Origin of the sequence: Bacillus sp. FSL R5-0659, assembly GCF_038008785.1 — a bacterium.
Taxonomy (GTDB): Bacteria; Bacillota; Bacilli; order Bacillales; family Bacillaceae; genus Bacillus; species Bacillus safensis.
The window spans coordinates 2,611,192-2,635,181 of the sequence record NZ_JBBOZU010000001.1; the positions used below are offsets into that span (position 1 = coordinate 2,611,192).

Consider the following 23,990-nt stretch of genomic DNA (forward strand, 5'->3'; position numbering starts at 1 on the left):
ACATGAAACATTATGATGTCATTGTCATTGGCGGCGGACCTTCTGGACTGATGGCCGCGATTGCATCAGCAGAGCATGGCGCTACTGTTCTGTTAATTGACAAAGGAAACAAACTTGGCAGAAAGCTGGCCATTTCTGGCGGCGGACGGTGTAACGTCACTAATCGCCTTCCAGTAGAAGAAATCATCAAGCATATTCCCGGAAACGGCCGTTTTCTATATAGTGCATTTTCTGAGTTCAACAACGAGGATATTATTTCATTTTTTGAAAACCTTGGCATTGAACTAAAAGAAGAAGACCATGGACGTATGTTCCCTGTATCAAACAAAGCACAATCTGTTGTGGATGCCCTTCTAGACAGGCTCCGCGCCCTCAATGTCACCATTCGAACGAACGAAAAGATTAAAACGGTTCTGTATCAAGACGGACAAGCAGCTGGAATTGTTACAAATAATGATGAAAAAATTTCAAGTAAGGCTGTCGTCATTGCTGTAGGCGGAAAAAGTGTACCGCATACCGGCTCTACTGGTGACGGCTATGCATGGGCAGAAGCAGCAGGTCATACCATTACAGAGCTTTTCCCAACAGAGGTACCGGTCACATCAGATGAACGATTTATTAAAGAAAAAGTGCTTCAAGGTCTTTCTTTAAGAAGTGTGGCTGTCAGTGTTCTAAATAAAAAAGGGAAACCCGTCGTCACACATGTCATGGATATGATCTTTACTCACTTTGGTTTATCGGGTCCAGCTGTTCTTAGATGCAGCGGATTTGTTGTGAAAGAATTGAAAAAGCAGCCGGCAGTCCGCCTGCAAATTGACTTATATCCGAAGCTGAATGACGAGGAGCTGTTCCAAAAGCTTCATCGTGACCTAAAAGATGAACCGAAGAAAGCCATTAAAAATGTCCTTAAATCTTGGATGCAAGAACGCTATTTATTGTTTCTATTAGAACGGAACGGTATTGATCCACAAGACACATTCTCTGGTCTAGCCAAGGATAAACTGCGTGCATTTGCCCATGATTGCAAACATTTTATTGTGCATGCAAATGGTACCCTATCCTTGGACAAAGCGTTTGTGACAGGAGGCGGCGTTTCTGTGAAGGAAATTGAACCGAAGAAAATGGCGTCTAAAAAAATGCCCGGTCTTTATTTCTGCGGAGAAATTCTAGATATCCATGGCTATACAGGCGGTTACAATATCACGTCAGCACTTGTGACAGGCAGGCTTGCCGGCATGAATGCTGCACTAGAAGCAAAGGAGAGAGTTCAATGATCAGACGTGCACTACCGATTGTTCTTGCGGTCGTTATTAGTTTGACAGCTGCTGTTTTCTTGAAGCTGTCGATTACCCCGTTAAAAGTCGCCATTGTTTTGGCGTTTACCATTTTCGCTGTATGTTTAAAAGAATACGTCTACCGTCTTCGCAAACGAATTGAGGAAAAATCGTCTTCCCATATCGATAGTTGATAAATGGAAGCAAAACATGTTACGGTAAAGTAGAGGTCGAGTGAGAAGCTCGCCTCTTTTTGTTTGAAATAAGTTGAGTTAGGGGATATTAAGCTAAGTCCTCTGCTTAAACGTGTAGAACAACAGGAGAGTGAGATGGTGTGAAAAACGTATCAAGTGTATTTTGGATTGTGATTGCGATCACATTTGTTGCCGTGATGTGGGGAGCGTTTTCTCCAGACACATTGCAAAATGTCACAGATCAAATTCAAACATACATTACAAATGACTTTGGCTGGTATTACTTGTTAGTGGTATCACTGCTTGTCGGCTTTTGTCTATTCTTTATCTTTAGCCCAATCGGTAAGATTACGCTAGGAAAACCGGGGGAAGAGCCTGAATTCGGTCTATTTTCTTGGTTTGCTATGCTATTTAGTGCCGGTATGGGAATTGGTCTTGTTTTTTACGGAGCAGCTGAACCGATCAGCCACTATGCTATTCAGTCACCAACAGGGGAGACTGAAACTGCACAGGCCTTCCGCGATTCCCTTCGCTATACATTTTTCCACTGGGGGCTTCATGCATGGGCTATTTATGCCATTGTTGCACTTTGCATTGCTTATTTTAAATTTAGAAAAGATGCACCTGGCTTAATCAGTGCAACGCTGCAGCCTGTTTTAGGAAATAAAACGAATGGATGGATCGGAAAAACCATCGATTGTATTGCGGTATTTGCAACTGTAGTTGGTGTTGCGACAAGCCTAGGATTAGGTGCAGCACAAATAAACGGTGGGTTGAATTATCTTTTTCATATTCCAATTGCCTTTAGCACACAATTGATCATTATTATCATTGTGACGGTGCTTTTCCTTGCATCTGCTTTGAGCGGAATTGGAAAAGGCATTAAATACTTAAGTAATATCAACATGGTATTAGCAGCTGTTCTGATGTTTTTCTTACTTTTGGTAGGTCCAACTGTTTTTATCTTAAATTCATTTACTGACTCGATTGGACAATACTTATCCAATATCGTTCAAATGAGCTTCCGTCTATCTCCTAATGATCCTGAAAAGAGAGAATGGATTAATGGATGGACGATCTTTTATTGGGCATGGTGGATTTCTTGGGCACCATTTGTCGGGATCTTTATCGCTAGAGTGTCACGCGGGCGAACGATTCGCGAATTTTTAGTGGGTGTCTTAGTCGCTCCTTCTATCCTAGTATTCCTATGGTTCTCGATTTTCGGTGTATCTGCAATGGACTTACAGCAAAAGAATATTGTCGATGTAGCAGGTCTATCAACTGAAACGATGCTCTTCGGTGTGCTTAATGAATATCCGCTGGCGATGATTACATCGATACTAGCACTCATATTAATCGCCGTATTCTTTATTACATCGGCTGATTCAGCTACATTTGTGCTTGGAATGCAGACAACCTACGGATCATTGAATCCTTCTGGCAGTGTCAAAGTCAGCTGGGGCATTATCCAATCTGCTGTTGCTGCTGTGCTTTTATTTTCAGGGGGACTCGAAGCCTTGCAAAATACAGCCAAGCTCGCAGCCTTGCCGTTCTCCGTTGTCATCATATTGATGATTGTCTCGCTGTATAAATCACTAAATGATGAACGAAGAATCATCAAACAAGCCAATCAAGTCAATAAACCAAGAAGTCCAAGAGTAAAAAAAGCATAATCGCAAGCAAGAAAAAGCCGTTCCTCATCCGAACGGCTTTTTTCTATATACACAATTTAAGATTGTCTGGAGCTTGAGGATTCCTTTAAAATAGTATTGAATTATCACTTTCTACATAATGGAGGTTTATATGACGTTACCTACGTTCAAGTACAACCCAGACCCAGTTTTGTTAAACGTGATTAAAAAAGAGCATACGACATGTCCTGTTTGTGAGAAAGAAAGAGATTATGTGTACCATGGCCCTTTTTATGCTGTTGAAGATGTGGAGGGAATTTGTCCTTGGTGCATTAAAGATGGATCAGCGGCTAAAAAATACAATGGAACCTTTCAAGACGATGCGAGCTGTGATGACGTCGATCAAGAGGAATATATCGATGAGCTGATCTTCAGAACGCCAGGCTATCGCGGATGGCAGCAGGAATATTGGTTAAGTCATTGCGGAGATTTTTGTGCAATCGTCCAGTATGTAGGCTGGAAGGAGATTGAACATCTAGAGGAAGAACTCGCCGAGGATATCGAAGACATTTGCAGCGGCGAAGGATTAACGAAAGAGAACCTAAAGCAATGGCTCGTCAACGGAGGAGACTTACAAGGCTACCTCTTCCAATGTATTCACTGCAACAAGCACCGTTTATATATTGATGCCAGCTAACCAAAGAAAAAGGACCCTTCAAGCAGGTCCTTTTTTGATACCGTCTATTTTTTATATAAAATGAGTGCAGAAAAACAGTAGAGTTGTTCCCCTCCCTGCTCACAGATCACCGCTACATTGTACTTGATGTCAATGATTTGGTCGTCATCCATTCCTTTTAAAAAATGATTGATTTCACTCTGCAAATCTTTCTCATGCTCTTCATCAAATACAGCTACCTTTAGCACCTATGCCACTCTCCCTTCTCTCACTACTCTATCTTTATGCACATAGAGAGAGGCATATGAACAAAAAAACCTTTCATCATAGATAAGATGAAAGGCCTTCTGTTTACAGCTTCGGTTTTGTTTCTCCTGTCCAAGCAAGCATCCCACCAACAACATTGGTCGCTTGGTAGCCTTGATCTTCTAGGTAATAGCAGACATTTTCACTACGTTTACCAGAGCGGCAAATAATATAATATTCCTGCGTTTGATCGAATGCATCCAGCTTCTCAGGGATATCGCCCATTCGAATGTGGACTGCTTCCGGAATCATCCCTTCTGCTACCTCTTCATCCTCACGTACATCGACAAGCTGAATGGCGTCTTCCTGCTCCAGCTTTTGTTTTAATTCTTCTATTGAAATTTCTTTCACTGACACGAGTCTCATCTCTCCTTTTCATCACGGTGACACCATTATAGCAGATGGTTCACTTCACTGCGTATTCACCCGCTTCGATTGAAGGAAAGACGGCAGCAGCTTCTTCACTTCGGCTGTCTCGTGCTCACTTTCAAACTCTACCTTTTTAAAGACTTGATAGGCCAGCCACATATGACCGTAGGCAAGTATGCTCACACTAAAAAATGGCACGATTCCCGGTAAATAAGCAAACAGAACAAACAGCACAGCCGAGAAAACAAGCATAGAGAGTGTATATTGCAAATATGACACACCAAGCAGAAGAGAGAATTTCAGATAGAGACGTTTTTTCCAATCGTAATGAGCAAGCAGCGGAAAAATATAAAATAAGCTCACAATAAACAGAAAACCAAAAATATATATAGCAAAGCGAAGTACATGTAAGGGCCAGCTCGTCGGATAGATATAAGCAAGGTCGACATAAATAATCGTTCCAATGATGAACAGCACCACTCCAATCATGTTAGAGCGGACAAACTCCTCCCGGTATACCTTCCAAAAAGTGCGGAATACATTGACCTGCTCATGCCCTTGTATCCACTTTCTCATCACGGAAAATAACGCAGTAGTCGCAGGCATCAAGCCAAAGATCCCAAGCCCTAGGATAGTGAACAAAAGCCATAACAAATTCGTATAGGCGAGTCTCATCACCCACTCACACATCCTCAGCATTCTGCTCATTGAACCATCATGATCCATCTCTTTCCCCTCCTCTCTTTCTCTTTACACCTTCTCTTTATGAAACAATTCATCAATTTCAATTGGGCGTTTTTCTGCGGCAGATCGCCACATGCCTTCCCCTAGAGCAATCGAATAAGCACCAGCCTCTGCACCTGCTAAAATGTCATAGTGAATCAAGGGATCTTTTCCTATAAATAAATCAGCCAAAAGCAGAGGATCTCCTCCTCCATGTCCACCTGGCTGCTTGACGACTTCAATTGTCTCCTTTGATCCAAACATCGGGTAATAAGAAATTGTTTGTTCTGGGAATTGAAAAGGAATTCTTGATGGCACATGAAACTCATTCGTTTCAATACGCCCCTTCGTCCCATTAATAGCCAGACGATAGCCTTCATATGGGGCGGAGAATTGAATCGAATAGCTGAGCAGAGCCCCTTGATCATAAGCGACTGACGCCACATATGTATCCTCAATATCAATTTCCTGATCAAAAATACACGCATCCGGGCGATAATTTGAGTACTGCTGCGTTTGCTCCTGACCGGATTCAATATGGTCGTCCTCCACCTTCGAGCGCTCAACCCGCGGATTCCACCTTGCTTCATAACGACAAATATCCTTCACATGACATGTTCCGCAAAATCTATTTTCCTCCCCGTGCAAGGGATTCCAAGGGCTTTCGCTGCCGTAATAGTTCAGCGCCCCGTAGGCAAATACTTGCTTCGGCTTTTGATCAATCCACCAGTTGACCAGATCAAAATGATGCGTCGACTTATGAATAGACAGTCCGCCAGAAAATTGACGTGTACGGTTCCACCTTTTGAAATAACTAGCACCATGATACGTATCAATCAGCCAGCTCAGTTCAACGGATGTGATCCTTCCAATTTTCCCGTCTAGAATCAGTTCTTTTATCTTTCGATGGAAGGGATTGTAGCGATAATTAAAGGTGACCGTGACCTTTCCTTTACTTTCAGCCTCTTTTTCCATCACTTTTTTGGCGTCTTTTGCTGTTGTCACCATCGGCTTTTCGGTGATGACATCTAGATCATGGTCAAGTGCCTGCATGATATACGCGACATGTGTATCATCCCTGCCTGCCACAATGACGATATCTGGTTTTGCTTTCTTGACCATCTGATCAAATGCATCTTCATGAAAAAACGAAACGCCCCGGAGTGATGGAAAACGCTCCTGACAAAGTGTATACCGCTGATGATCTATATCTAGGAGCCCTGTAATCTTATACTGCTCATTGAAATCCTCTGTAAGCGGTCGAATAAACATATTGAACGCACGATGACTCAGCCCGCAAATCACGACCCGTTTCACATTCCTCACCCCATTTTCTATTGGTTTTCACGAAGCTGTTTCATGAGAGACAGCGCCTCTTTCGTCTTGTCAGCATACACGGGAATAAAAGCGACCATATCTCGATGTAATTGAAAGGTATAACCGTTGAGTTTTTTCTTTCCTTTATTGATTTGTACCGCATAATCGACCGTTTTCCCTGTCTTTTTGTCCTCGACCGTATATGGTCCTGCTGCTTGATCGCCTATTTCCATCTCTTCCAGCAGCTGAAAGCTTTCAGGATCATCATACGTTCTAAACATTTCTTCTGGGACAAGCATCACGTCCCCCTCTTTTGAGGTAATTTCAACAAGAAGCTTTTCAGGAACCGCCGGAAAGATGTGGACGCTATAAGTCTCTTGTTCCGGCTGAAAAGCCTTCTCCACTAATTGATCCTTCATTCCCTTTGACATATCAGAAAAAATCAGGACATTGATACCGTTTGTTTTCCCCTGACAGGCAGATAAACAAAAGGCAGCGATGAAACTGATGAGCCATACGGCGGCTCTTTTTTGCCTTCTCATGCCTTTTGAAAAACAGACAGCTTTTCTAGCTCAGTTAACGCCATAATAAAAGCGCCTGCCCCGTGCAAGTCATTTGTGCTCCGCTCTCTTCCAACGTAATAATCATAAAATCCCGCAGATGTTCCAATACAGATATCGTTGATAGTAAAATCACCATTTTCTTTCTCAGCCGTCTTATGCTGAATCAAGCCTTGATATGCTTTGACCACATGATCAACATAATGGAGACCTACATACCCTTCATTCATCGCCTTTGCCATGGCGTACATGAATAAACACGATCCCGAGCTTTCAAGCCAATTGTCACTGTGATCTCCTTTATCAATGATTTGATGCCAGAGACCTGTCGTTTGATCCTGGTACTTTGCCACACTTTCCAGCATGTCTGTCAGTGTTTCCTTCCACACTTTCCGCATTTCATGCTGCTCGGGCAGGTCCTCGATCATATCCGCTAATGCAAGGACATACCAGCCAAACGATCTCGCCCAAAACTCTGGGGAACAGCCGGTCTTTTGATCAGCCCATGGCATCGTTTTTCGTTCATCCCACGCGTGATAATATAGACCTGTTTGTTCATCTTTCGTATGCTTTCTCATGAGATGCTCTTGATGGATGACCATATCCACAAGTGACTCTTCACCTTTAAGCTGAGCATACTTTAAGGCAAAAGGACCGCCCATGTAGAGACCATCGAGCCACATTTGATAAGCATAATTATCTTTATGCCAAAATCCGCCCTCAGACGTGCGGTTTAGCGTACGATAAAGTCCGCGCAGCTTCTCCGCTGCGAGCACATACCGCTTTTCTCTCGTTCGTTCGTAAAGAGGGAATAAAATGAGCCCTGCTTGTATGGCATCAAGCTCATCCCTGCGAAATAATAGATTTCCGTACTCATCAATAAGTGAGTCCGCATAGTTTTTCACATAATCGAAATAAGCCTCGTTCCCTGTTGCCTCATATAGCTTCATAACGCCGCAAAGGAAAACCCCTTGATGATAATGCCACCTTCCAGCTGGCGGCAGCTCAATCGGTGTATACGCTTTCATAATGGTTTGTGCTAATTTCTCTGCATGCTCAAGCGGTGATCCCTTTTCAATCGATAATGTCATTCTTCCTCATCTCCCTTTTTAATAAATACCTTCTTCCCCGAATTTCTTCGCTAAACGGTTTGCCAGCATGACCAAAATAAGTCCAACGGCTGCTTTAAATAAACCAACAGCGGTACTATAGCTGAATTGTCCTTGCTTAAGACCTGCTGTATAAACGTACGTATCAAAAATCTCCGCTACTTCCCGGTTCGTTGCGTTCAGTAATAGATAGACATGCTCAAAGCCAAGCTCAAGCGTATCACCAATTTTCAAAATAAGCAGAACGACAATGACACTTTTGATGGCAGGAAGTGTGATGTGCCACATTTGTCTCAATCTCCCCGCACCATCCATTTTTGCTGCTTCATATAGCTGCGGATCTACCGCTGTAATCGCCGCAAGGTAAATGATCGTCGACCAGCCTGCTTCCCGCCAAATCACCTGTAAAATGTACATTGGTCTAAACCATTCCTGACTAAGAAGGAAGTTAATCTTTTCCCCTCCAAAGAAAGCAATCAATTCATTAATTAACCCGCCATCTACTGTTAACAAAACAAAAGATAAGGACACGACAATGACCCATGACATGAAGTGAGGGATATAAATCATCGTCTGTACAAACTTCTTAAACAATGCCAATCTCACTTCGTTTAAAAGAAGAGCTAATAAGATCGGAATTGGAAAGAAAATCACAACATTCATGGCAAATAAAATCAGCGTATTTTTTAATAAGATGAAAAATGTTGGTTCTGTAAACAAGCGAATAAAGTGTTTGAAGCCTACCCACTCACTGCCAAGAATACCGAGAAACGGCTGGTAATCTTGAAAGGCAATGATGAGCCCCCACATGGGCACATATTTAAAAACAAGAAAATAAATGAGCCCCGGCAAAATCATTAAATACAAAAACTTTTGACTAAGCAGTTGATTAAGTAAGCGCTTTCTTTTTTCAATTTTCAAAGCTGCCGCAGGCACACCCTTGGCAGTGACATCCTCTGTTTTCATTGATAAAGCCTCCCCTCATGCTGATGCATGTGTTAACTGTATCTTAAGGATGAAAAATCCGTCTACAATCATATCAACAGATCATATTTTCATAGGTGATGCTACTCAAAACGTTACATAAAACATAAGAAAATGATCCTAATCTCAGAAAATGATTATTGACAAACCTACCAGATTTTTGGATTAATAAATTAAGGGGAAAAGATTGTTTGTTTCGTTTGAAATGGGGGGTTTTATGAAAAGAAGGCAGTATAAATTTTATTACAAGCTTGTGACGTTTTTTTTCATACTTAGTACGATTCCTGTTATCATTGTCGGTATTTTTTCTTATCAGCATTCGCAAAAAACAGCACTTGAAAATATCTCAAATGAAAAGCTCGACAGCGTCAAACAAACGCAATCCAATATTGAGCATATTTTAAAAACGGTTGATCATTCTCTCACTCACTATGTCAGTTCGCCACCTCTCCTTCAAACACTGGCAGAACCTTTAAATCCAGACCAATTCCAGCTTTATAATCAAGTACAGCAGGAACTGAACTACCTGCAAACCTTTGACACCGACCTTTCCAATATTACACTCGTCAGTAAAATGGAAGACTGGTACATGAACAATTCGGGGCTTTATCATGTCACAAGCGAAGACCAAGAAAAAGCGCTGACCTCTTACCTCAATATACCAAGTCACTCCAGCTGGGCACTTGAAGAGAATAATCCACTTGTTGCGACTAAAGAAGGTAAAGCATCCTTTTGCAAGTACAATGTGAATTTAATCAAACAACTGCCTATGAACAGCGTTCAAAAAAAGGGAATCGCTGTCGCCAGCATTCCAAGCTGCGTGATTGCTGATAACATGCCTGACTTCTCTCAATCAGATAGCATGTTTGTCATCGACACAAACGGAAAAGTGCTGCTACATAATCGCAAAGAACAAATTGGTGAATCGCTGAAACATCAAGATTTCGTCAAGCATGTGCTCTCACTTGAAAAACGATCAGGACAATTTGATATGAAGATCGACGAACTCAACTATCAAATCACATTTCAAAAATCAGATTATAATGAATGGACGTACCTATCCTTTGTTTCTATTCCAGAACTTAAGCAGCAAACGAAATCAATCGGGTGGATTACCTTTATTATCTGCACTATTTTGTTAGCGCTTTCATTATTATTTTCATGGTTTGGTTCCAGACACTTTTATAAACCCATCCGCTTATTATACGAGTCATTTGCACGCAATGAATCATTTTTGCAAAAACAGCCTTTTCAAAATGAATTTGAGTTAATTGAATCGAGTATTAAACAAATGAAAGATCAAAACAATGATTTAGAGGAACGGATTGAGCAGCAAGTGACACACTTACAGCAATATTTTATGGTACGTCTGCTGCTTGGAAAGCTGACAGATGAAGAAGTAAACAACCGGTTCCAAAGCTTAGGCTTTCCTCAGGGCTGGTCTCAATTGTCCATGCTCGTGACCCAAATCGATACGTTAAAAGGAACTCCTTATGAAAAAAAAGATGCTGATTTGCTTTTATTTGCGATCAATGGACTGATCGAGCAGATTATTCCGCAAGAGGAGCACCTTCAGCCAACCGTTGTCAATGAACATCAAACAACGATTATCCTTAACCACTCAAAGTCAGACGAAGAGTTTACTGAATATTTAAACCAATTAGCAGAAACCATTCAGCAGCGTATCGAAGAAGAGCTTGGTTTATCGATCAGCATTGGGATCAGCCGCCAGTTTAAGGAGCTTACGATGGCAAAACACGCTTACATTGAAGGAAAAGAAGCCTTAAAATACAGACTCAAAGCAGAGAAAAAATCCATTATCTTATATGAGCATATCCAGCAAGGAAAGGCGTTCAAAACCCATTTTCCAAAGCAGCTGCAGCATGATTTATTTGATGCGGTGAAAGCTGGCGATCAAGGCAAGGCGGATCACTATTTACATGTGCTCTTGCAATCCATTTTCTCTAAAAATGCAGGACCGCACGAATACCAGATCGCCCTCGCTCGTTTTTTAAACAATTTAATTGAGCTGATGCATTTGCTAGGTATTGAATTATTTGAGATCGAAGACAACAAAATGCTCTATGATACGATTTTTGAATTTAAAACCTTTGAAGATACAGAAGCATGGCTGAAACATGAGATCATCCGGCCAATTATTGACCAGCTTGCTGCACGTGAAGACTCACAATACAAAAACATCTCAGAAAAAATCATTCATATTATTCATCAAGAATTCGACTCAGATCTCACCTTGGATGAAATCGCCACACGCCTGCATTACAATCCTAATTATTTAAGCAGTATTTTCAGAAAGGAAATGGATATCTCCTTTAGTGAATATCTCTCTTCCTACAGACACCATGTCGCTAAAAACTGGCTTGTAGAAACCGATATGTCCGTCAAAGAAATTTCGGAAAAACTGAAATATAAAAACCCGCAAAATTTCATCCGATCCTTTAAAAAGTTGGAAGGCACAACTCCTGGTAAATACCGTGACCAGAAAAAAGGCACGTAAGACAAAGAGTCCCGCTCTCACACGAAAGCGGGGCTCTTTTATTTAAACTGTTCATTTAAGATGCTGTCTTCCAGCACTGAAAGCGGCTCTCCATACACACGTTCAATATGAGCTGCTCCCCAATCGCATAGCGCATTGAGAATTCTTTCGAGTGACTGTCCGTATTCACTTAATTCATATTCCACTTTAGGCGGCACCTGTTCATAGACAATCCGGTTAATGACGCCATCACTTTCAAGCTCTCGTAGCTGCTGCGTCAGCATTTTTTGTGTGATGTTTGGCATAAGCCGCTTCAATTCGCTCGTACGTTTTTTCCCGTGTGTCAAATGACATAAAATCACACACTTCCACTTCCCGCCTATGACATCAAGCGTTGCTTCCACAGAGATATTATATTTTTTCTTTTCCATCGAATATTCACTCCTCTTTGTACGAACAGGCACTTTTTAGTACCTATATTACAAAAAAGTACGTACTTTTTTTTTCGTCATCTATGTTAGATAATAACTCTTGCCGATCGGCTTCGTCTATCAAAATGTCATCACAGAAGGATGTGAACTTACTGATGAAGAACAAGCAAAACCATTTTGCTCTGCTCGCACTAGCGATTAGTGCTTTTGCTATAGGAACAACTGAGTTCATTAGTGTCGGTCTTTTGCCAATGATCTCAGAGGACTTTGGAGTGAGCGTCAGTCAGGCGGGCTGGACTGTCTCTTTATATGCACTTGGTGTGACATTTGGAGCGCCTATATTGACTTCCCTTACTTCCACGATGAAAAGAAAGACATTGCTTTTGCTCATTATGCTCGTCTTTTTGATTGGTAATACACTTGCCACCATTGCCCCGACCTTTTCAGTGCTGTTAATTGGCCGGGTGATTTCAGCCTTGTCCCATGGAATCTTCATGTCCATTGGCTCTACGATTGCTGCAAGCCTTGTCGTGAAAGAAAAACGGGCAAGCGCCATTGCCTTTATGTTCACGGGTTTAACAGTAGCGACTGTGACAGGTGTGCCATTCGGGACATTTCTTGGTCATGAGTTCGGCTGGCGGACATCATTTGGTGTGATTGTGATCATTGGTCTGATCGCATTGATATCCAACTATTTTCTTGTTCCGTCTCAATTAAAGCAGGGTGTGAAAACATCTTTTAAAGATCAAGCTGTCTTATTAAAAACAAAAAGAATCTTGCTTTTATTTGTCATTACAGCCACAGGGTACGGAGGAACCTTTGTCGTCTTCACATATTTATCTCCTCTCTTGCAGCATGTGACAGGTCTTGCGCCTGGAGCTGTGGCGTTGATCCTGCTTTTATACGGCATCACGATCGCAGCCGGAAATGTCATTGGAGGAAAAGCTGCTAATGCACAGCCAATGAAAGCACTGATCTATATGTTTATTATCCAAAGCATCATCTTGTTTATCCTTAGCTTCACTGCAGGATTCACAGTATTAGGCATTGGAACCGTCATGCTGATGGGGCTGTTTGCTTTCATGAATGTACCTGGACTGCAAGTAGCCGTCGTTGATTTTGCCGAAAGATACACCCCTGGAGCAGTCGACGTCGCATCTGCTATGAATATCGCTGCCTTTAATGCCGGTATTGCCATTGGCTCATTTTTAGGCGGCATCGTGACAGATTCACTTGGTCTTGTGCATACAGGCTGGGTCGGCGGCATCATGGTCCTCATCGCAGCCATTCTTACGATGATCAGTTATCAAATGGAACAAAAAGAACAAATACAAACCAACTAAAGGAGTTTTTATTATGGAACATTTACAAAGTACAAAAACATTAAACAATGGAGTCCGCATGCCAGGCTTTGGCCTTGGTGTATTCAAGGTGGAAGATGGAGCAGAATTAGTTGATGCTGTCAAAACAGCCATTCAATTAGGCTATCGCAGTATTGATACAGCAGCTATTTATGGAAATGAAGAAGGTGTTGGACGAGGCATACAGCTTGGTTTAGCAGAAACAGGACTGCGCCGCGAGGACATTTTTGTCACATCAAAAGTGTGGAATGCCGATTTAGGATATGAATCTACCCTTCATGCACACGAAGAAAGCTTGAAAAAACTTCAGCTTGACTACCTTGATCTGTATTTAATCCATTGGCCGGTTGAAGGAAAATACAAAGAAGCTTGGCGTGCACTGGAAACCTTGTATCGTGAAGGAAAGGTCAGAGCCATCGGAGTGAGCAACTTCCAGCCGCATCACTTAGACGAGCTATTAAAAGATGCAGAGATCAAACCAGCTATCAATCAAGTAGAATTTCATCCAAAGCTAACGCAGGAAACACTCTATACGTATTTGAACTCTCATGGCATTCAAATGGAAGCTTGGTCACCGCTGATGCAGGGTGAACTGCTGCATCACCCGCTGATCACAGAGCTGGCAGACACGTACAGTAAAACACCTGCTCAAATTATTTTGCGCTGGGATGTACAAAAAGGTGTCATCACCATCCCAAAATCAACGAAAGCACATCGTTTAAAAGAAAACGCTGATATATTTGATTTTGTCTTAACTGATGAGGATATGAAACGTCTTTCTGACTTAAATGAAAACAAACGTATCGGTCCAGATCCAGACAACTTCGACTTTTAATCAAAACACCCCCGCTTTTTTGCTTTGCGGGGGTGTTCCTATTGATCATTTTGATTTTTTAAAGGAAGCCTCATATTCTTCTATGATTTTATTCCCACCATTTGATTTCCATTTCTCTACATCTTTCTGAAATTGATCTTCACTGATGTCTCCAAGAATGAACTTATACGTCGCATCATCGATGATTTTCTTCAATTCGTTTCCACGCTCTGATGCTGTTTCTGAATACAGGCTTTCAGCAGGATTGGCAACGATGATGTTTTTATTGTCTTCTTCTAGCTCTTCATATTTAGAACGAACTGCATCCCCTTTATTTTTCAAGTAACGTTTATCAATTCCTACAAGACTGACAAGTGGCTGGACATCTGTCTGCCAGCCTTTCACTTGGCTTTCTTCCCTGACAAATGTATTTCCTTCTTCTTTCTTATAATGCTGGCCATCGATACCGTACGTCATGAGACCATACACATCTTCTTCAGCAATGCGGTCAAAGAAGGCCAAAATCCGCTTTAATTCTGCCTCTGATTTCACGCTTGTTTTAGGGAATGCGAAGATGCCATTATGACCACCTGATGCCCACACACGTTCTTTGCCATCTGGGCCTTTGATTCGGTTGATAATATCTACTTTCATGTTTTTATCTGTCGCATCATCTCGCAGGTTCACGGCATCTACCATATTTCCAACATAGATGCCTGCTTTTCCTTGTGAGAATAATTCCTGCTGCTGTGTTTTGCTTGTCACTGGGAAGTCTTTGTTGATATAGCCATTATCACGCAGCTTTTTCATGTATTTCATTGTATTCATATATTCATCTGTCATAAAGTCTGGCGTGAATTTCCCGTTTTCTTCTTTCCAGTCTGTAGGCATACCTTCATATGAACCAAGTGTTTTAAATGCTCCATAAATTAAATCGTTCCGATCCGTAAAGCCAATTGTATCCGCTTTTCCGTTTTGATTCGGGTCTTTTTCAGTAAAGGCTTTGGCTACTTCATATAGATCATCCAATGTTTTTGGTGTATCCAAATTTAAATTTTCAAGCCAATCCTTTCGAATGACAATCCCTTGTCTTGAAAGTGGTCTTTCTCTATAGATGCCATAAAGCTTGCCGTCTATAGAGGCGTTTTTATTAATCAGTTCGTTCATCTTACTTAAATTTGGATAATCCTTTAAATACGGACCGACTTCCCAGAACATGCCTGATCTGAACGCATTAATCGCAGACGAATTTTTAATGTCTTGAATCGTCACAATTTGCGGCAAATTCCCTGCTGCAAGTGCGGAATTTAACCGATCTTCCTTCACAGCATCAGGCACCCATGTAATATCAAGCTCTGTATTTGTGAGCTTCTCAATCTCTTTTAAAACGGAATTCTTCGGCGGCTGCTGATGATATAAAATCGCCATCCATGTCAGCTTTACCTTTTTGTCTAAATCAACCTTCTCATCTGATGAGTTTGCCCCTTTACTTGAACATGCTGACAAAATACCGCTTGCTGCAAATAACAGGACAAACGCAATCAGCCATAATTTCTTTCTCCCCATAAGATCCCTCCGTTGTTCCATCTTTTTAACCCTTTACAGAACCTAGTAATGCCCCTTTGTTGAAATGCTTTTGAATAAATGGATAGACAAGCAGAACCGGAATGGTCGCCACAACAATGACAGCCATTTTAATCGTTTGGTCTGGCGGTGGTGTGGATGAGCCCATATCCGACATATCTCCCTGCATTCCGCTTGAGACAATGACAATCTGTCTCAGCAGCACCTGAATCGGCCATTTCACTGAATCATTTAAATACAGAATGGCGGTCATATACGTATTCCAATACGTCACGGCATAAAAAAGTGAAATGGTTGCAATGGCTGGCAAAGAAAGTGGCAGCACAATTTTAAAGAAAATCCCTAAATCGTTACAGCCGTCCATCTTCGCTGATTCCTCAAGACTTGCCGGTATGTTTTGAAAAAAGTTTTTCAAAATGATTAAATTGAACGCATTGATTGCAACCGGTAGAATAAGTGACCAATACGTATCAAGCAGACCAAGTGTTTTCACCACAATAAACGTCGGAATCATACCTCCGCTAAACAGCATCGTGAAGACAACGAGAAACATCAGTGTTCTCCGGCCTTTTAGCTCCTGGCGAGACAGCCCGTATGCCATAAGCGAGGACAAAAACATGCTGACAGCTGTTCCAACAAGCGTCACAAAAATGGACACAATGAGACTGCGATACACAATATCTGTAGAAAAAATGTATCGATATGCCTCTAAAGAAAACGTCGTTGGGAACAAGATAAACTTCTTCGTGATGACCTCTTCTACTGTTGCAAAAGAGGCGGCAATGACATGGATGAACGGAAGCACACAAATTAATGCGAACATGAGTAGAAAAGAGTAATTAAATAAATTGAACAATCGGCCTTTAATAGAACGATCTATGTTCATCACGCCCTTTCTTTGAAAGCGTTATCATTTCAACTGAAAGTAAGCTGCAGCCTGTGACGATATCGTGATTAAAATGTAACAAACGAGGGAAGAAAGCGTCTATAATCATCTTGACAGACCAACTGAATAGATCATGTCAGCCGTGCTTTTATACTCATGAAACAAAAGAATAAGATCATTAGCTCTTGACATGATTATGCCCTATGCCTGATCATTTTCTTCGAGTATTTCCGTCGTATTGACATCTGGTTTGTAGCCTAACTCCTGCTTCGTTTTCTCAGTAGACCATGGCTTTCCTTCATTCTCTGATACAGCATAATAGGTCCCAAAGGGAATATCCGATTCAATCGCTGCCTTTGTCATACCTGCAAGATCCTCATGTGACAGCAGTGTTCTTTTTGTTCTTTGTTTTTTGTGTAATGCCTTCATTTCATCTGTTACAACTGTTCCAATCCGTAAATTGATGACAGACATTCCCGTTTGATCGTGGAACAAACGGCCCAGCTGTTCGGATGCAAATTTTAAAATGCCATATACATTTTTAGTCGCAGGCACATCGTCAGTTGTAATCTGCCGTCCAAGTAAGGAGCGTCCATCCTCTTCATAACGATCCGTCACATGGTTGCTGCTTGCAAAAATGACTTTTCGTATGCCAAGCCGCGCGGCTGAACGAAACATATAATAGGTACTCCTCCAAAAAATATCAGTCATTTTTGCAAATTCTTCATGATCCATCACATCATGCGTCATGTCAATGTTTAGAAGATGCAAGATGACATCTGTATCCCGCGGAATTGCCTCATATACATTCTGTTCATTCGCTGCATCGGCTAAAATGACTCCTTCTACACAGCTCGTCAGATCAATAATCGTGACACTGTATTCAGTAGAGAGCGCTTTTGTTAAAAGGCGTCCAATTACACCGCACCCGCCAATGATGGTGATTTTTTTCATCTGTCTCCTCCTTTCTTTTGACGTAGTATGTCCAAGCGTTTTCTTGATTACAGCCACTTTTTCAAAAATCGTGTCGCCTCGTGACGCATAGCGGCTGTTTCAAAATGACCTGCATGAAGATGGGCAAGCTGATATCGTTCTTTCAATGAAGCAGCTTGATAGGTTTGACTCAATACCTTTTGAATCCTTCCAACGCCTTCAGCAGGCGTGAGCTGATCAAGTTTTCCAACTAAGCTTAAATGCGGTCTTGGAAAAATCATTTCTTGAATGTCCGCTGCTGTAAAATACTTTGCTAATCTCGGTACATAGTAATAAAAGCCATGCCTATCCAAATTGTTCGTTTCAATTAATGTATGATGATCCACCTGTGCGCAAAGATCAATACACACACTTACCCTCTCATCAAGTGCAGCCGTCCACCAGGAAAGGAGACCGCCCATTGACATCCCAAAGACAGCTAACCGGTCCGCCAGTACATCAGATCGAGATAGCAAATAATCAATCGCACACATGCTTTCATACAGCATCATGCCCCACATCACTTTTCCTGTTAAAAGCATTTCCTTAAAAATTTCACTTTCTGTTCTTCCCCTTCTCTCACCAAACCCTGCATGATCAATGGCCAGTACACTATATCCTTTTGACGTAAACTCTTTTGCATATGAAGGCGTTTGCAAATAATGAGCACCCTCTAACAGCTCTTCCTTCCCGTTGACATAATTACCGCCATGAGAGTGCTGAAACAGTACTACGGGTCTTTTTTTCACCGTATCCTTCGGTTTCACGAAATAAGCAGGGACTTCCTCTACGCCATTTATGGAGAGAATGAGTGTTTCCACTACATATGATTCACGTTCCTCCATTTTTAACGTATAAGCCTCCACGCGATGACGTTCTGGCATTTCTCCTAACAGACTGAGCAGTTGTTCACGTTTGTTTTCCTTTTCCATTGACGTCACTCCTCATTTTCTTGATCACCTGTTAAAATACGAGACCGATGCAGGAATCACCTTGTTTTCGACAAAATTATGTCCCGGGAAATAAAGAACACCCACCGGTTAAATACCGATGGGTGTCATCATTAGTTCGCAACAATATTGACAAGCTTCCCAGGAACCGCAATCACTTTACGAATGGTTTTCCCTTCCAGCTGTTCTTTTACTCGTGCATCATTTTTCGCAAGCTCTTCTAACTGCTCCCTTGTTGCATCAGCAGGAACGGTTAATTTTGCTTTCACTTTACCGTTAAGCTGTACGACAATTTCTACTTCATCGTCGACAAGCTTTGACTCATCATATTGAGGCCATGCTTCATAAGAAATAGACCCTTCATGACCAAGTTTATTCCAAAGCTCTTCTGCAAGATGCGGTGCAATTGGAGAAAGAAGCTTTACAAAGCCTTCTGCATATTCTTTCGGCAGTGTATCAGCCTTATAGGCATCGTTGATAAACACCATTAATTGTGAAATGCCTGTATTGAAACGCAAGCCTTCATAATGATCAGTTACCTTCATGACGGTTTCATGATAGCTGCGTTCTAATGCGCCGCCAGATTGCTCTGTCACTTTATCACTGAGTGAGCCATCTTCATTTGTAAATAGACGCCATACACGATCAAGGAAACGACGAGCACCATCAAGTCCTGTTTCAGACCAAGCAATTGACGCATCTAAAGGTCCCATGAACATTTCATAAAGTCGTAATGTATCTGCACCATGAGATTCTACGATATCATCCGGGTTGACCACATTTCCTTTTGATTTACTCATTTTTTCATTGTTTTCCCCAAGAATCATGCCTTGGTTGAACAATTTCATGAAAGGTTCTTTTGTTGGAACAACACCGATATCATACAAGAATTTATGCCAGAAGCGTGCATATAGAAGATGCAGTACAGCGTGTTCTGCTCCGCCGATATACACATCAACTGGAAGCCATTTCTTCAGCTTCTCAGGAGATGCAAGCTCTTCTGAGTTATGAGGATCAATATAACGTAAGAAATACCAGCAGCTTCCTGCCCATTGCGGCATTGTATTCGTTTCACGGCGGCCTTTCTTACCTGTTACAGGATCTACAACCTCAACCCAGTCTTTAATATTGGCTAATGGTGATTCACCTGTACCACTTGGCTTAATCTCAGTCGTCTTAGGCAAGATCAGTGGAAGCTCTTCCTCTGAAACAGCTGAAGATGTTCCGTCCTCCCAATGAATGATTGGAATCGGTTCACCCCAGTAGCGCTGGCGGCTAAATAGCCAGTCTCTTAAACGATATGTGACTTTCTTTTCACCCTTTTGATGTTCTTCAAGCCATGCAATCGCTTTTTCAATCGCCTCTTCTTTTCCTAAGCCATTTAGGAAATCAGAGTTAATGTGCTTTCCATCACCTGTGTAGGCTTCTTTTTCGATGTCTCCGCCTTCTACAACTTCTTTGATTGGAAGATCAAAGGTTTTGGCGAATTCATAATCACGTTCATCATGAGCAGGTACGGCCATAATCGCCCCTGTTCCATAAGTGGCTAACACGTAATCTGCAATCCAGATCGGCATTTTTTCACCATTTAACGGATTGATAGCATATGCCCCTGTGAAAATACCCGTTTTCGTTTTGGCAAGATCTGTCCGCTCTAAATCACTCTTCGATTGAATTTCTTTGATATATGCTTCGACTGCTTCTTTTTGAGTAGCTGATGTAATTTTTTCAACTAGTGCATGTTCTGGAGCAAGCACCGCATAAGTTGCACCAAATAGTGTATCAGGACGCGTTGTAAAAACCGTAAACTGTTCGTTATGCCCTTCTACTTCAAAATGAACGTGCGCACCTTCAGAGCGTCCGATCCAGTTACGCTGCATATCTTTGATGCTTTCAGGCCAATCAATGTCCTCTAAATCTTCTAACAGCCTGTCCGCATATGCTGTAATCTTTAGCATCCACTGCTTCATAGGACGTCTTTCAACAGGATGGCCTCCGCGTTCACTTTTTCCATCAATGACTTCTTCGTTTGCAAGCACTGTGCCAAGCGCTGGGCACCAGTTCACTGGTACTTCATCGATATAGGCCAATCCTTTTTCGTACAATTTTAAGAAAATCCATTGTGTCCATTTGTAGTAATTCGGATCTGTCGTGTTGATTTCTCGATCCCAATCATACGAGAACCCTAGTGATTGAATTTGGCGGCGGAAGTTATTGATGTTCTCTTCTGTAAAGGCCGCCGGGTCATTCCCTGTATCAAGTGCATACTGTTCTGCCGGGAGACCAAATGCGTCCCATCCCATTGGATGAAGAACATCATATCCCTGCATACGTTTCATGCGTGATAAAATATCCGTTGCTGTATAGCCCTCAGGGTGCCCGACATGAAGCCCTGCTCCTGATGGATATGGAAACATATCAAGCGCATAAAACTTCGGTTTATCTTCCGAGTCAGATGTGGCGAATGTTTTATGTGTCAGCCAATAATCCTGCCACTTCTTTTCAATTTCCCGATGCTGAAAACTCAATGTGAAAACCTCCTTTAATATGTACGGCTTTATCTGCTTAGATGACCACTGCAAGAATTCAGATTTTTCTAAAATCAACAAAAAACCCTCATCCCTGGAAAGGGACGAGAGATTTTTTGGTTCCCGCGGTACCACCCTTGTTAGCGTAACATGCTGTTCGTACGCTCACTTAATATCTTTAACGCAGACATGCGACAGAAGCTTTAACGCAACTGCAACTCTGAGGCGAGTTCAGAAGCAGATTTGATTGACTTTCACCAGCCGTCAATTCTCTAAAGACAAATACTGCTTTCCTACTACTCCTCTTCACTGTTCTTATCGTAACCGTCATCTAAGTAGTATTTTATAGAATTATGATCATAAGTGCAAGCAGGTTTGTATACAATGGGAATGTACCCTAGACTAGGGTAAAGTAGAGGATATTATTCGTGTGGAGATCGGTTATGACGGCTGGAGTCTGCATCCTGTGAACGCTGATCTCTTACAAAATCAAAGCTTCGCAGAACTGCTTCTCCTCCGTAACCTGAAATAATTGATAAGATGATCAAGTGCAGACTAGATTCGGGATTTGAGGATAAGACAAGCAGTGTAGCGGCAATCATCCCAACGAGCCAATCTTCAATAAACCCTAAGTAAATAAACTTTTTTGTCATTCTGGGCTTCTCTAGCCTGCCTTTTTTCTTTACGTGACCGAGAATGCCCATGACCCCTCCAATGGCGCAAGCAATAATGACTTGTTGCAGCATTTTCATCACCTTCCTAAAGCCCTTAGAATAGTAAAGCGACTTCAGGCTGTCCAGCCCCCTGTAATGCCATTCTGCTGTTCCGTCATAATCCATGTAAAAGGTCTATTCTCTCTAACGAAGAAAAAAAGCTTGTTTCTTCCATTATATGTGAATGACCTAAAAACAATCTTGATGCATTGGAATCATTTTTACCTAATCCATATTAACTATTTTTGTCATTTTATGAATGTTGAGTAATTGATTCCTTCTTTTTCTAATGAAAAGTCTCCTTACTTACTCTATTCTAATGGAGGACAAACTATGATGACAAATTTAACAAAGCGTTTGCAATCGTTGAAACAGAACATATGTTATGTTACGTTTATAAGGATTCATTTGGTTGAAAAGACAACCATTTGATATGTCTTATAGCAGCAAAGGAGGGTAATATGGTCAGCTCGAACATTTTCGGCTTGCAAAAACAGCTTGAACTCATCAAAAAAGCGCTGGATCATGCGCGCATCGGTGTTGTCATTACAGACCCTTCCTTAGAGGATAACCCTATCGTTTATGTGAATCATGGCTTTACACAAATGACTGGATACAAACCAGATGAGATTCTTGGGCGTAATTGTCGATTCCTTCAAGGAAAAGACACGGATCAAAAGCAGCTTGCTTTAATTCGTCATGGAATTCAAAACAAAACACCTATTACCACACAGCTAAAAAATTATAAAAAAGACGGCACTTTTTTTTGGAATGAACTCAATATAGATCCTCTATACATTGAACAAGATGACAAAACATTTTTCATTGGTTTTCAAAAGGATATTACGAAACAGAAAGAATATGAACAGCTCCTAGAAGATTCCTTACAGGAAGTCACCTCTCTTTCGACGCCAATCGTCCCAATCAAAAATGGTGTATCTGCCCTTCCGCTTATCGGGAAATTATCTGAAGAGCGCTTTGATGCCATTGTCGCTAAGTTAACCTGTATATTAGATGATTCAAAGGATGATTATTTAATTGTCGACCTTTCTGGTTTAATAGAAGTCGATGATTCCGTCGCAGCACGCATTTTCAAACTGCATCATCTTCTCAATCTAACGGGAACCGAACTAATCATCACTGGAATCAAACCGCAGCTTGCGATGAAAATGAAAGACCTCGATACAGATTTCCAGAATACGATCACTTATTTGACAGTAAAAGAAGCCATAAAAGGATTACCATTAGCTGAAAACCCTGTGTAAACAGGGTTTTTTTAGTTGAACCGCTTCCCAAAATGGAAAAATGAGGTATGATAGGTGTAAATAGCAATTTAGGGGGGCTGTTAGATATGTTGTTACTCATCATAGGTCTTTTATGTGTCTGTTTTGCCATCGGATATGCCGTCAATTTCTTCTTACTCAAACGCAAGAACGAGCTGATTTTTTCAAAGAAACTATTCTATCCTTTTTTGATCATTGGTCTCTTCTTTTCCATTATGTCATTACCGCTTGCTGCTGCAAATTCACCAAAAGCACAAGCCGATCCATCTTCCGAACAGCTTTTAAAGGATCAAAAGGAGCTCTCAGCTGACATTTCGAGCTTAAAAGCTGATAAAGAGTCGCTTACCTCCTCTTTAGAAGACGCGGAGAAGGAAAAAGAAAAGCTGGAAAAAAAGCTAGAAACGATCACCTCAGAAAAAGAAACGGTCAAACAGCAAGAAAAGACCATTCAATCGCTTGAAAAGAAAATAGACAAGCTTACCTCCAGCAATGAAACACTCAAACAAGAAAACAAGAATAGCAGCAGCGATACGAAGTCTTCCACCGTCCAGCGCTCTGCTCCTAAAGATGAAGGAAAAAACACAGGCGGTCATGAATCACAAAAGGAAACAAAGAAAGAATCAGCTGCCTGTAACATTAAAGGGAGTGTCAACGGTATTTATCACACACCAAGCAGCAGATACTACTCTAGAACAAAAAATGTAACCAAAATGTTCTGCTCCGTAGAAGAAGCAGAGCGTGCCGGATACAGGGCACCTAAGCAATAGCGATGTTTAATTAAGATTAAAAAGAACCTCCTGAGCGCCCAATCGGGTTTCCAGGAGGTTC

General features: G+C 41.6%; 23 protein-coding genes and 1 other annotated feature. Of the genes, 9 read left to right on the forward strand and 14 right to left on the reverse strand.

Annotated features, from left to right (window positions below):
• Positions 1 to 2: 2 nt before the first annotated feature.
• The 4 genes from NSQ72_RS13355 (at position 3) to NSQ72_RS13370 (ending at position 3,796) form a co-directional block, all read left to right on the forward strand.
• The gene (locus tag NSQ72_RS13355; RefSeq protein ID WP_058838208.1) at positions 3 to 1,274 is read left to right on the forward strand and encodes an NAD(P)/FAD-dependent oxidoreductase; all 1,272 of its coding nucleotides are present in this window, start codon (positions 3 to 5) and stop codon (positions 1,272 to 1,274) included.
• A complete protein-coding gene (locus tag NSQ72_RS13360; RefSeq protein WP_024424878.1) occupies positions 1,271 to 1,468 on the forward strand; it encodes a hypothetical protein in 198 nt (65 codons plus the stop codon). Before NSQ72_RS13355 ends, NSQ72_RS13360 begins: the two co-directional genes overlap by 4 nt.
• A 140-nt stretch (positions 1,469 to 1,608) precedes the next feature.
• Positions 1,609 to 3,141 (forward strand): glycine betaine transporter OpuD, encoded by a 1,533-nt coding sequence (gene opuD, locus NSQ72_RS13365; RefSeq protein ID WP_039180749.1) that lies wholly within the window; start codon positions 1,609 to 1,611, stop codon positions 3,139 to 3,141.
• Positions 3,142 to 3,271: 130 nt separating this feature from the next.
• Positions 3,272 to 3,796, forward strand: a complete 525-nt coding sequence (locus NSQ72_RS13370; RefSeq protein ID WP_126681453.1) for a CbrC family protein — start codon at positions 3,272 to 3,274, stop codon at positions 3,794 to 3,796.
• Between the two features lie 44 nt (positions 3,797 to 3,840).
• Here the strand turns inward: NSQ72_RS13370 and NSQ72_RS13375 are convergent, their stop codons facing one another.
• From NSQ72_RS13375 to NSQ72_RS13405, 7 genes are all read right to left on the reverse strand, one after another.
• Positions 3,841 to 4,023: a sporulation protein Cse60 gene (locus NSQ72_RS13375; RefSeq protein ID WP_024424881.1), complete on the reverse strand. Its 183-nt coding sequence runs from the start codon at positions 4,021 to 4,023 to the stop codon at positions 3,841 to 3,843.
• A gap of 103 nt (positions 4,024 to 4,126) precedes the next feature.
• Positions 4,127 to 4,438 carry a rhodanese-like domain-containing protein gene (locus tag NSQ72_RS13380; protein WP_099663551.1) on the reverse strand — a complete coding sequence of 104 codons (312 nt, stop codon included), beginning with the start codon at positions 4,436 to 4,438 and terminating at the stop codon, positions 4,127 to 4,129.
• Between the two features lie 54 nt (positions 4,439 to 4,492).
• On the reverse strand, positions 4,493 to 5,176 hold the full coding sequence (locus NSQ72_RS13385) for a YesL family protein (RefSeq protein ID WP_064497800.1): 684 nt from the start codon (positions 5,174 to 5,176) through the stop codon (positions 4,493 to 4,495).
• A gap of 24 nt (positions 5,177 to 5,200) precedes the next feature.
• Positions 5,201 to 6,490, reverse strand: coding sequence for a Gfo/Idh/MocA family protein (locus tag NSQ72_RS13390; protein WP_341084277.1), 1,290 nt, complete (start codon positions 6,488 to 6,490; stop codon positions 5,201 to 5,203).
• Between the two features lie 17 nt (positions 6,491 to 6,507).
• Positions 6,508 to 7,032 carry a lipoprotein YteS gene (locus NSQ72_RS13395; RefSeq protein ID WP_144494632.1) on the reverse strand — a complete coding sequence of 175 codons (525 nt, stop codon included), beginning with the start codon at positions 7,030 to 7,032 and terminating at the stop codon, positions 6,508 to 6,510.
• A complete protein-coding gene (locus NSQ72_RS13400; RefSeq protein WP_341084279.1) occupies positions 7,029 to 8,141 on the reverse strand; it encodes a glycoside hydrolase family 88/105 protein in 1,113 nt (370 codons plus the stop codon). Before NSQ72_RS13400 ends, NSQ72_RS13395 begins: the two co-directional genes overlap by 4 nt.
• Positions 8,142 to 8,159: 18 nt before the next feature.
• Positions 8,160 to 9,125, reverse strand: a complete 966-nt coding sequence (locus tag NSQ72_RS13405; RefSeq protein ID WP_039180771.1) for an ABC transporter permease — start codon at positions 9,123 to 9,125, stop codon at positions 8,160 to 8,162.
• A gap of 235 nt (positions 9,126 to 9,360) precedes the next feature.
• Between NSQ72_RS13405 and NSQ72_RS13410 the strand changes: the two genes are divergently transcribed.
• Positions 9,361 to 11,661 (forward strand): helix-turn-helix domain-containing protein, encoded by a 2,301-nt coding sequence (locus NSQ72_RS13410; RefSeq protein ID WP_341084280.1) that lies wholly within the window; start codon positions 9,361 to 9,363, stop codon positions 11,659 to 11,661.
• Positions 11,662 to 11,699: 38 nt separating this feature from the next.
• On the opposite strand, the gene NSQ72_RS13415 is transcribed toward NSQ72_RS13410, so the two are convergent.
• A complete protein-coding gene (locus tag NSQ72_RS13415; protein WP_034322520.1) occupies positions 11,700 to 12,071 on the reverse strand; it encodes a winged helix-turn-helix transcriptional regulator in 372 nt (123 codons plus the stop codon).
• A 155-nt stretch (positions 12,072 to 12,226) separates the two neighbouring features.
• Here NSQ72_RS13415 and NSQ72_RS13420 point away from each other — a divergent pair, with 155 nt between their 5' ends.
• Together NSQ72_RS13420 and NSQ72_RS13425 are read left to right on the forward strand one after the other, a co-directional pair.
• Entirely contained in the window at positions 12,227 to 13,414 is a 1,188-nt protein-coding gene (locus tag NSQ72_RS13420) for an MFS transporter (protein ID WP_039180778.1), read from the forward strand.
• A gap of 10 nt (positions 13,415 to 13,424) precedes the next feature.
• On the forward strand, positions 13,425 to 14,267 hold the full coding sequence (locus tag NSQ72_RS13425; RefSeq protein WP_341085034.1) for an aldo/keto reductase: 843 nt from the start codon (positions 13,425 to 13,427) through the stop codon (positions 14,265 to 14,267).
• 45 nt (positions 14,268 to 14,312) lie between these two features.
• Here the strand turns inward: NSQ72_RS13425 and NSQ72_RS13430 are convergent, their stop codons facing one another.
• The 6 genes from NSQ72_RS13430 to NSQ72_RS13455 form a co-directional block, all read right to left on the reverse strand.
• Entirely contained in the window at positions 14,313 to 15,812 is a 1,500-nt protein-coding gene (locus NSQ72_RS13430) for an extracellular solute-binding protein (protein ID WP_058838201.1), read from the reverse strand.
• A 25-nt stretch (positions 15,813 to 15,837) separates the two neighbouring features.
• Positions 15,838 to 16,698 (reverse strand): carbohydrate ABC transporter permease, encoded by an 861-nt coding sequence (locus NSQ72_RS13435; RefSeq protein ID WP_106025828.1) that lies wholly within the window; start codon positions 16,696 to 16,698, stop codon positions 15,838 to 15,840.
• A 219-nt stretch (positions 16,699 to 16,917) separates the two neighbouring features.
• Positions 16,918 to 17,670 carry an NAD-dependent epimerase/dehydratase family protein gene (locus tag NSQ72_RS13440; protein WP_059375128.1) on the reverse strand — a complete coding sequence of 251 codons (753 nt, stop codon included), beginning with the start codon at positions 17,668 to 17,670 and terminating at the stop codon, positions 16,918 to 16,920.
• Between the two features lie 47 nt (positions 17,671 to 17,717).
• Positions 17,718 to 18,620, reverse strand: coding sequence for a dienelactone hydrolase family protein (locus tag NSQ72_RS13445; protein ID WP_106025774.1), 903 nt, complete (start codon positions 18,618 to 18,620; stop codon positions 17,718 to 17,720).
• A 131-nt stretch (positions 18,621 to 18,751) separates the two neighbouring features.
• Entirely contained in the window at positions 18,752 to 21,166 is a 2,415-nt protein-coding gene (gene leuS, locus NSQ72_RS13450; protein ID WP_039180797.1) for a leucine--tRNA ligase, read from the reverse strand.
• Between the two features lie 97 nt (positions 21,167 to 21,263).
• Positions 21,264 to 21,485 (reverse strand) — a binding site (T-box leader).
• A gap of 103 nt (positions 21,486 to 21,588) precedes the next feature.
• Positions 21,589 to 21,918, reverse strand: a complete 330-nt coding sequence (locus NSQ72_RS13455) for a DUF4257 domain-containing protein (RefSeq protein ID WP_228280384.1) — start codon at positions 21,916 to 21,918, stop codon at positions 21,589 to 21,591.
• Between the two features lie 422 nt (positions 21,919 to 22,340).
• Here NSQ72_RS13455 and NSQ72_RS13460 point away from each other — a divergent pair, with 422 nt between their 5' ends.
• Positions 22,341 to 23,144 carry a PAS domain-containing protein gene (locus tag NSQ72_RS13460; RefSeq protein WP_039180805.1) on the forward strand — a complete coding sequence of 268 codons (804 nt, stop codon included), beginning with the start codon at positions 22,341 to 22,343 and terminating at the stop codon, positions 23,142 to 23,144.
• A gap of 86 nt (positions 23,145 to 23,230) precedes the next feature.
• Positions 23,231 to 23,929 carry a sunset domain-containing protein gene (locus NSQ72_RS13465; RefSeq protein ID WP_341084281.1) on the forward strand — a complete coding sequence of 233 codons (699 nt, stop codon included), beginning with the start codon at positions 23,231 to 23,233 and terminating at the stop codon, positions 23,927 to 23,929.
• Positions 23,930 to 23,990 lie beyond the last annotated feature (61 nt).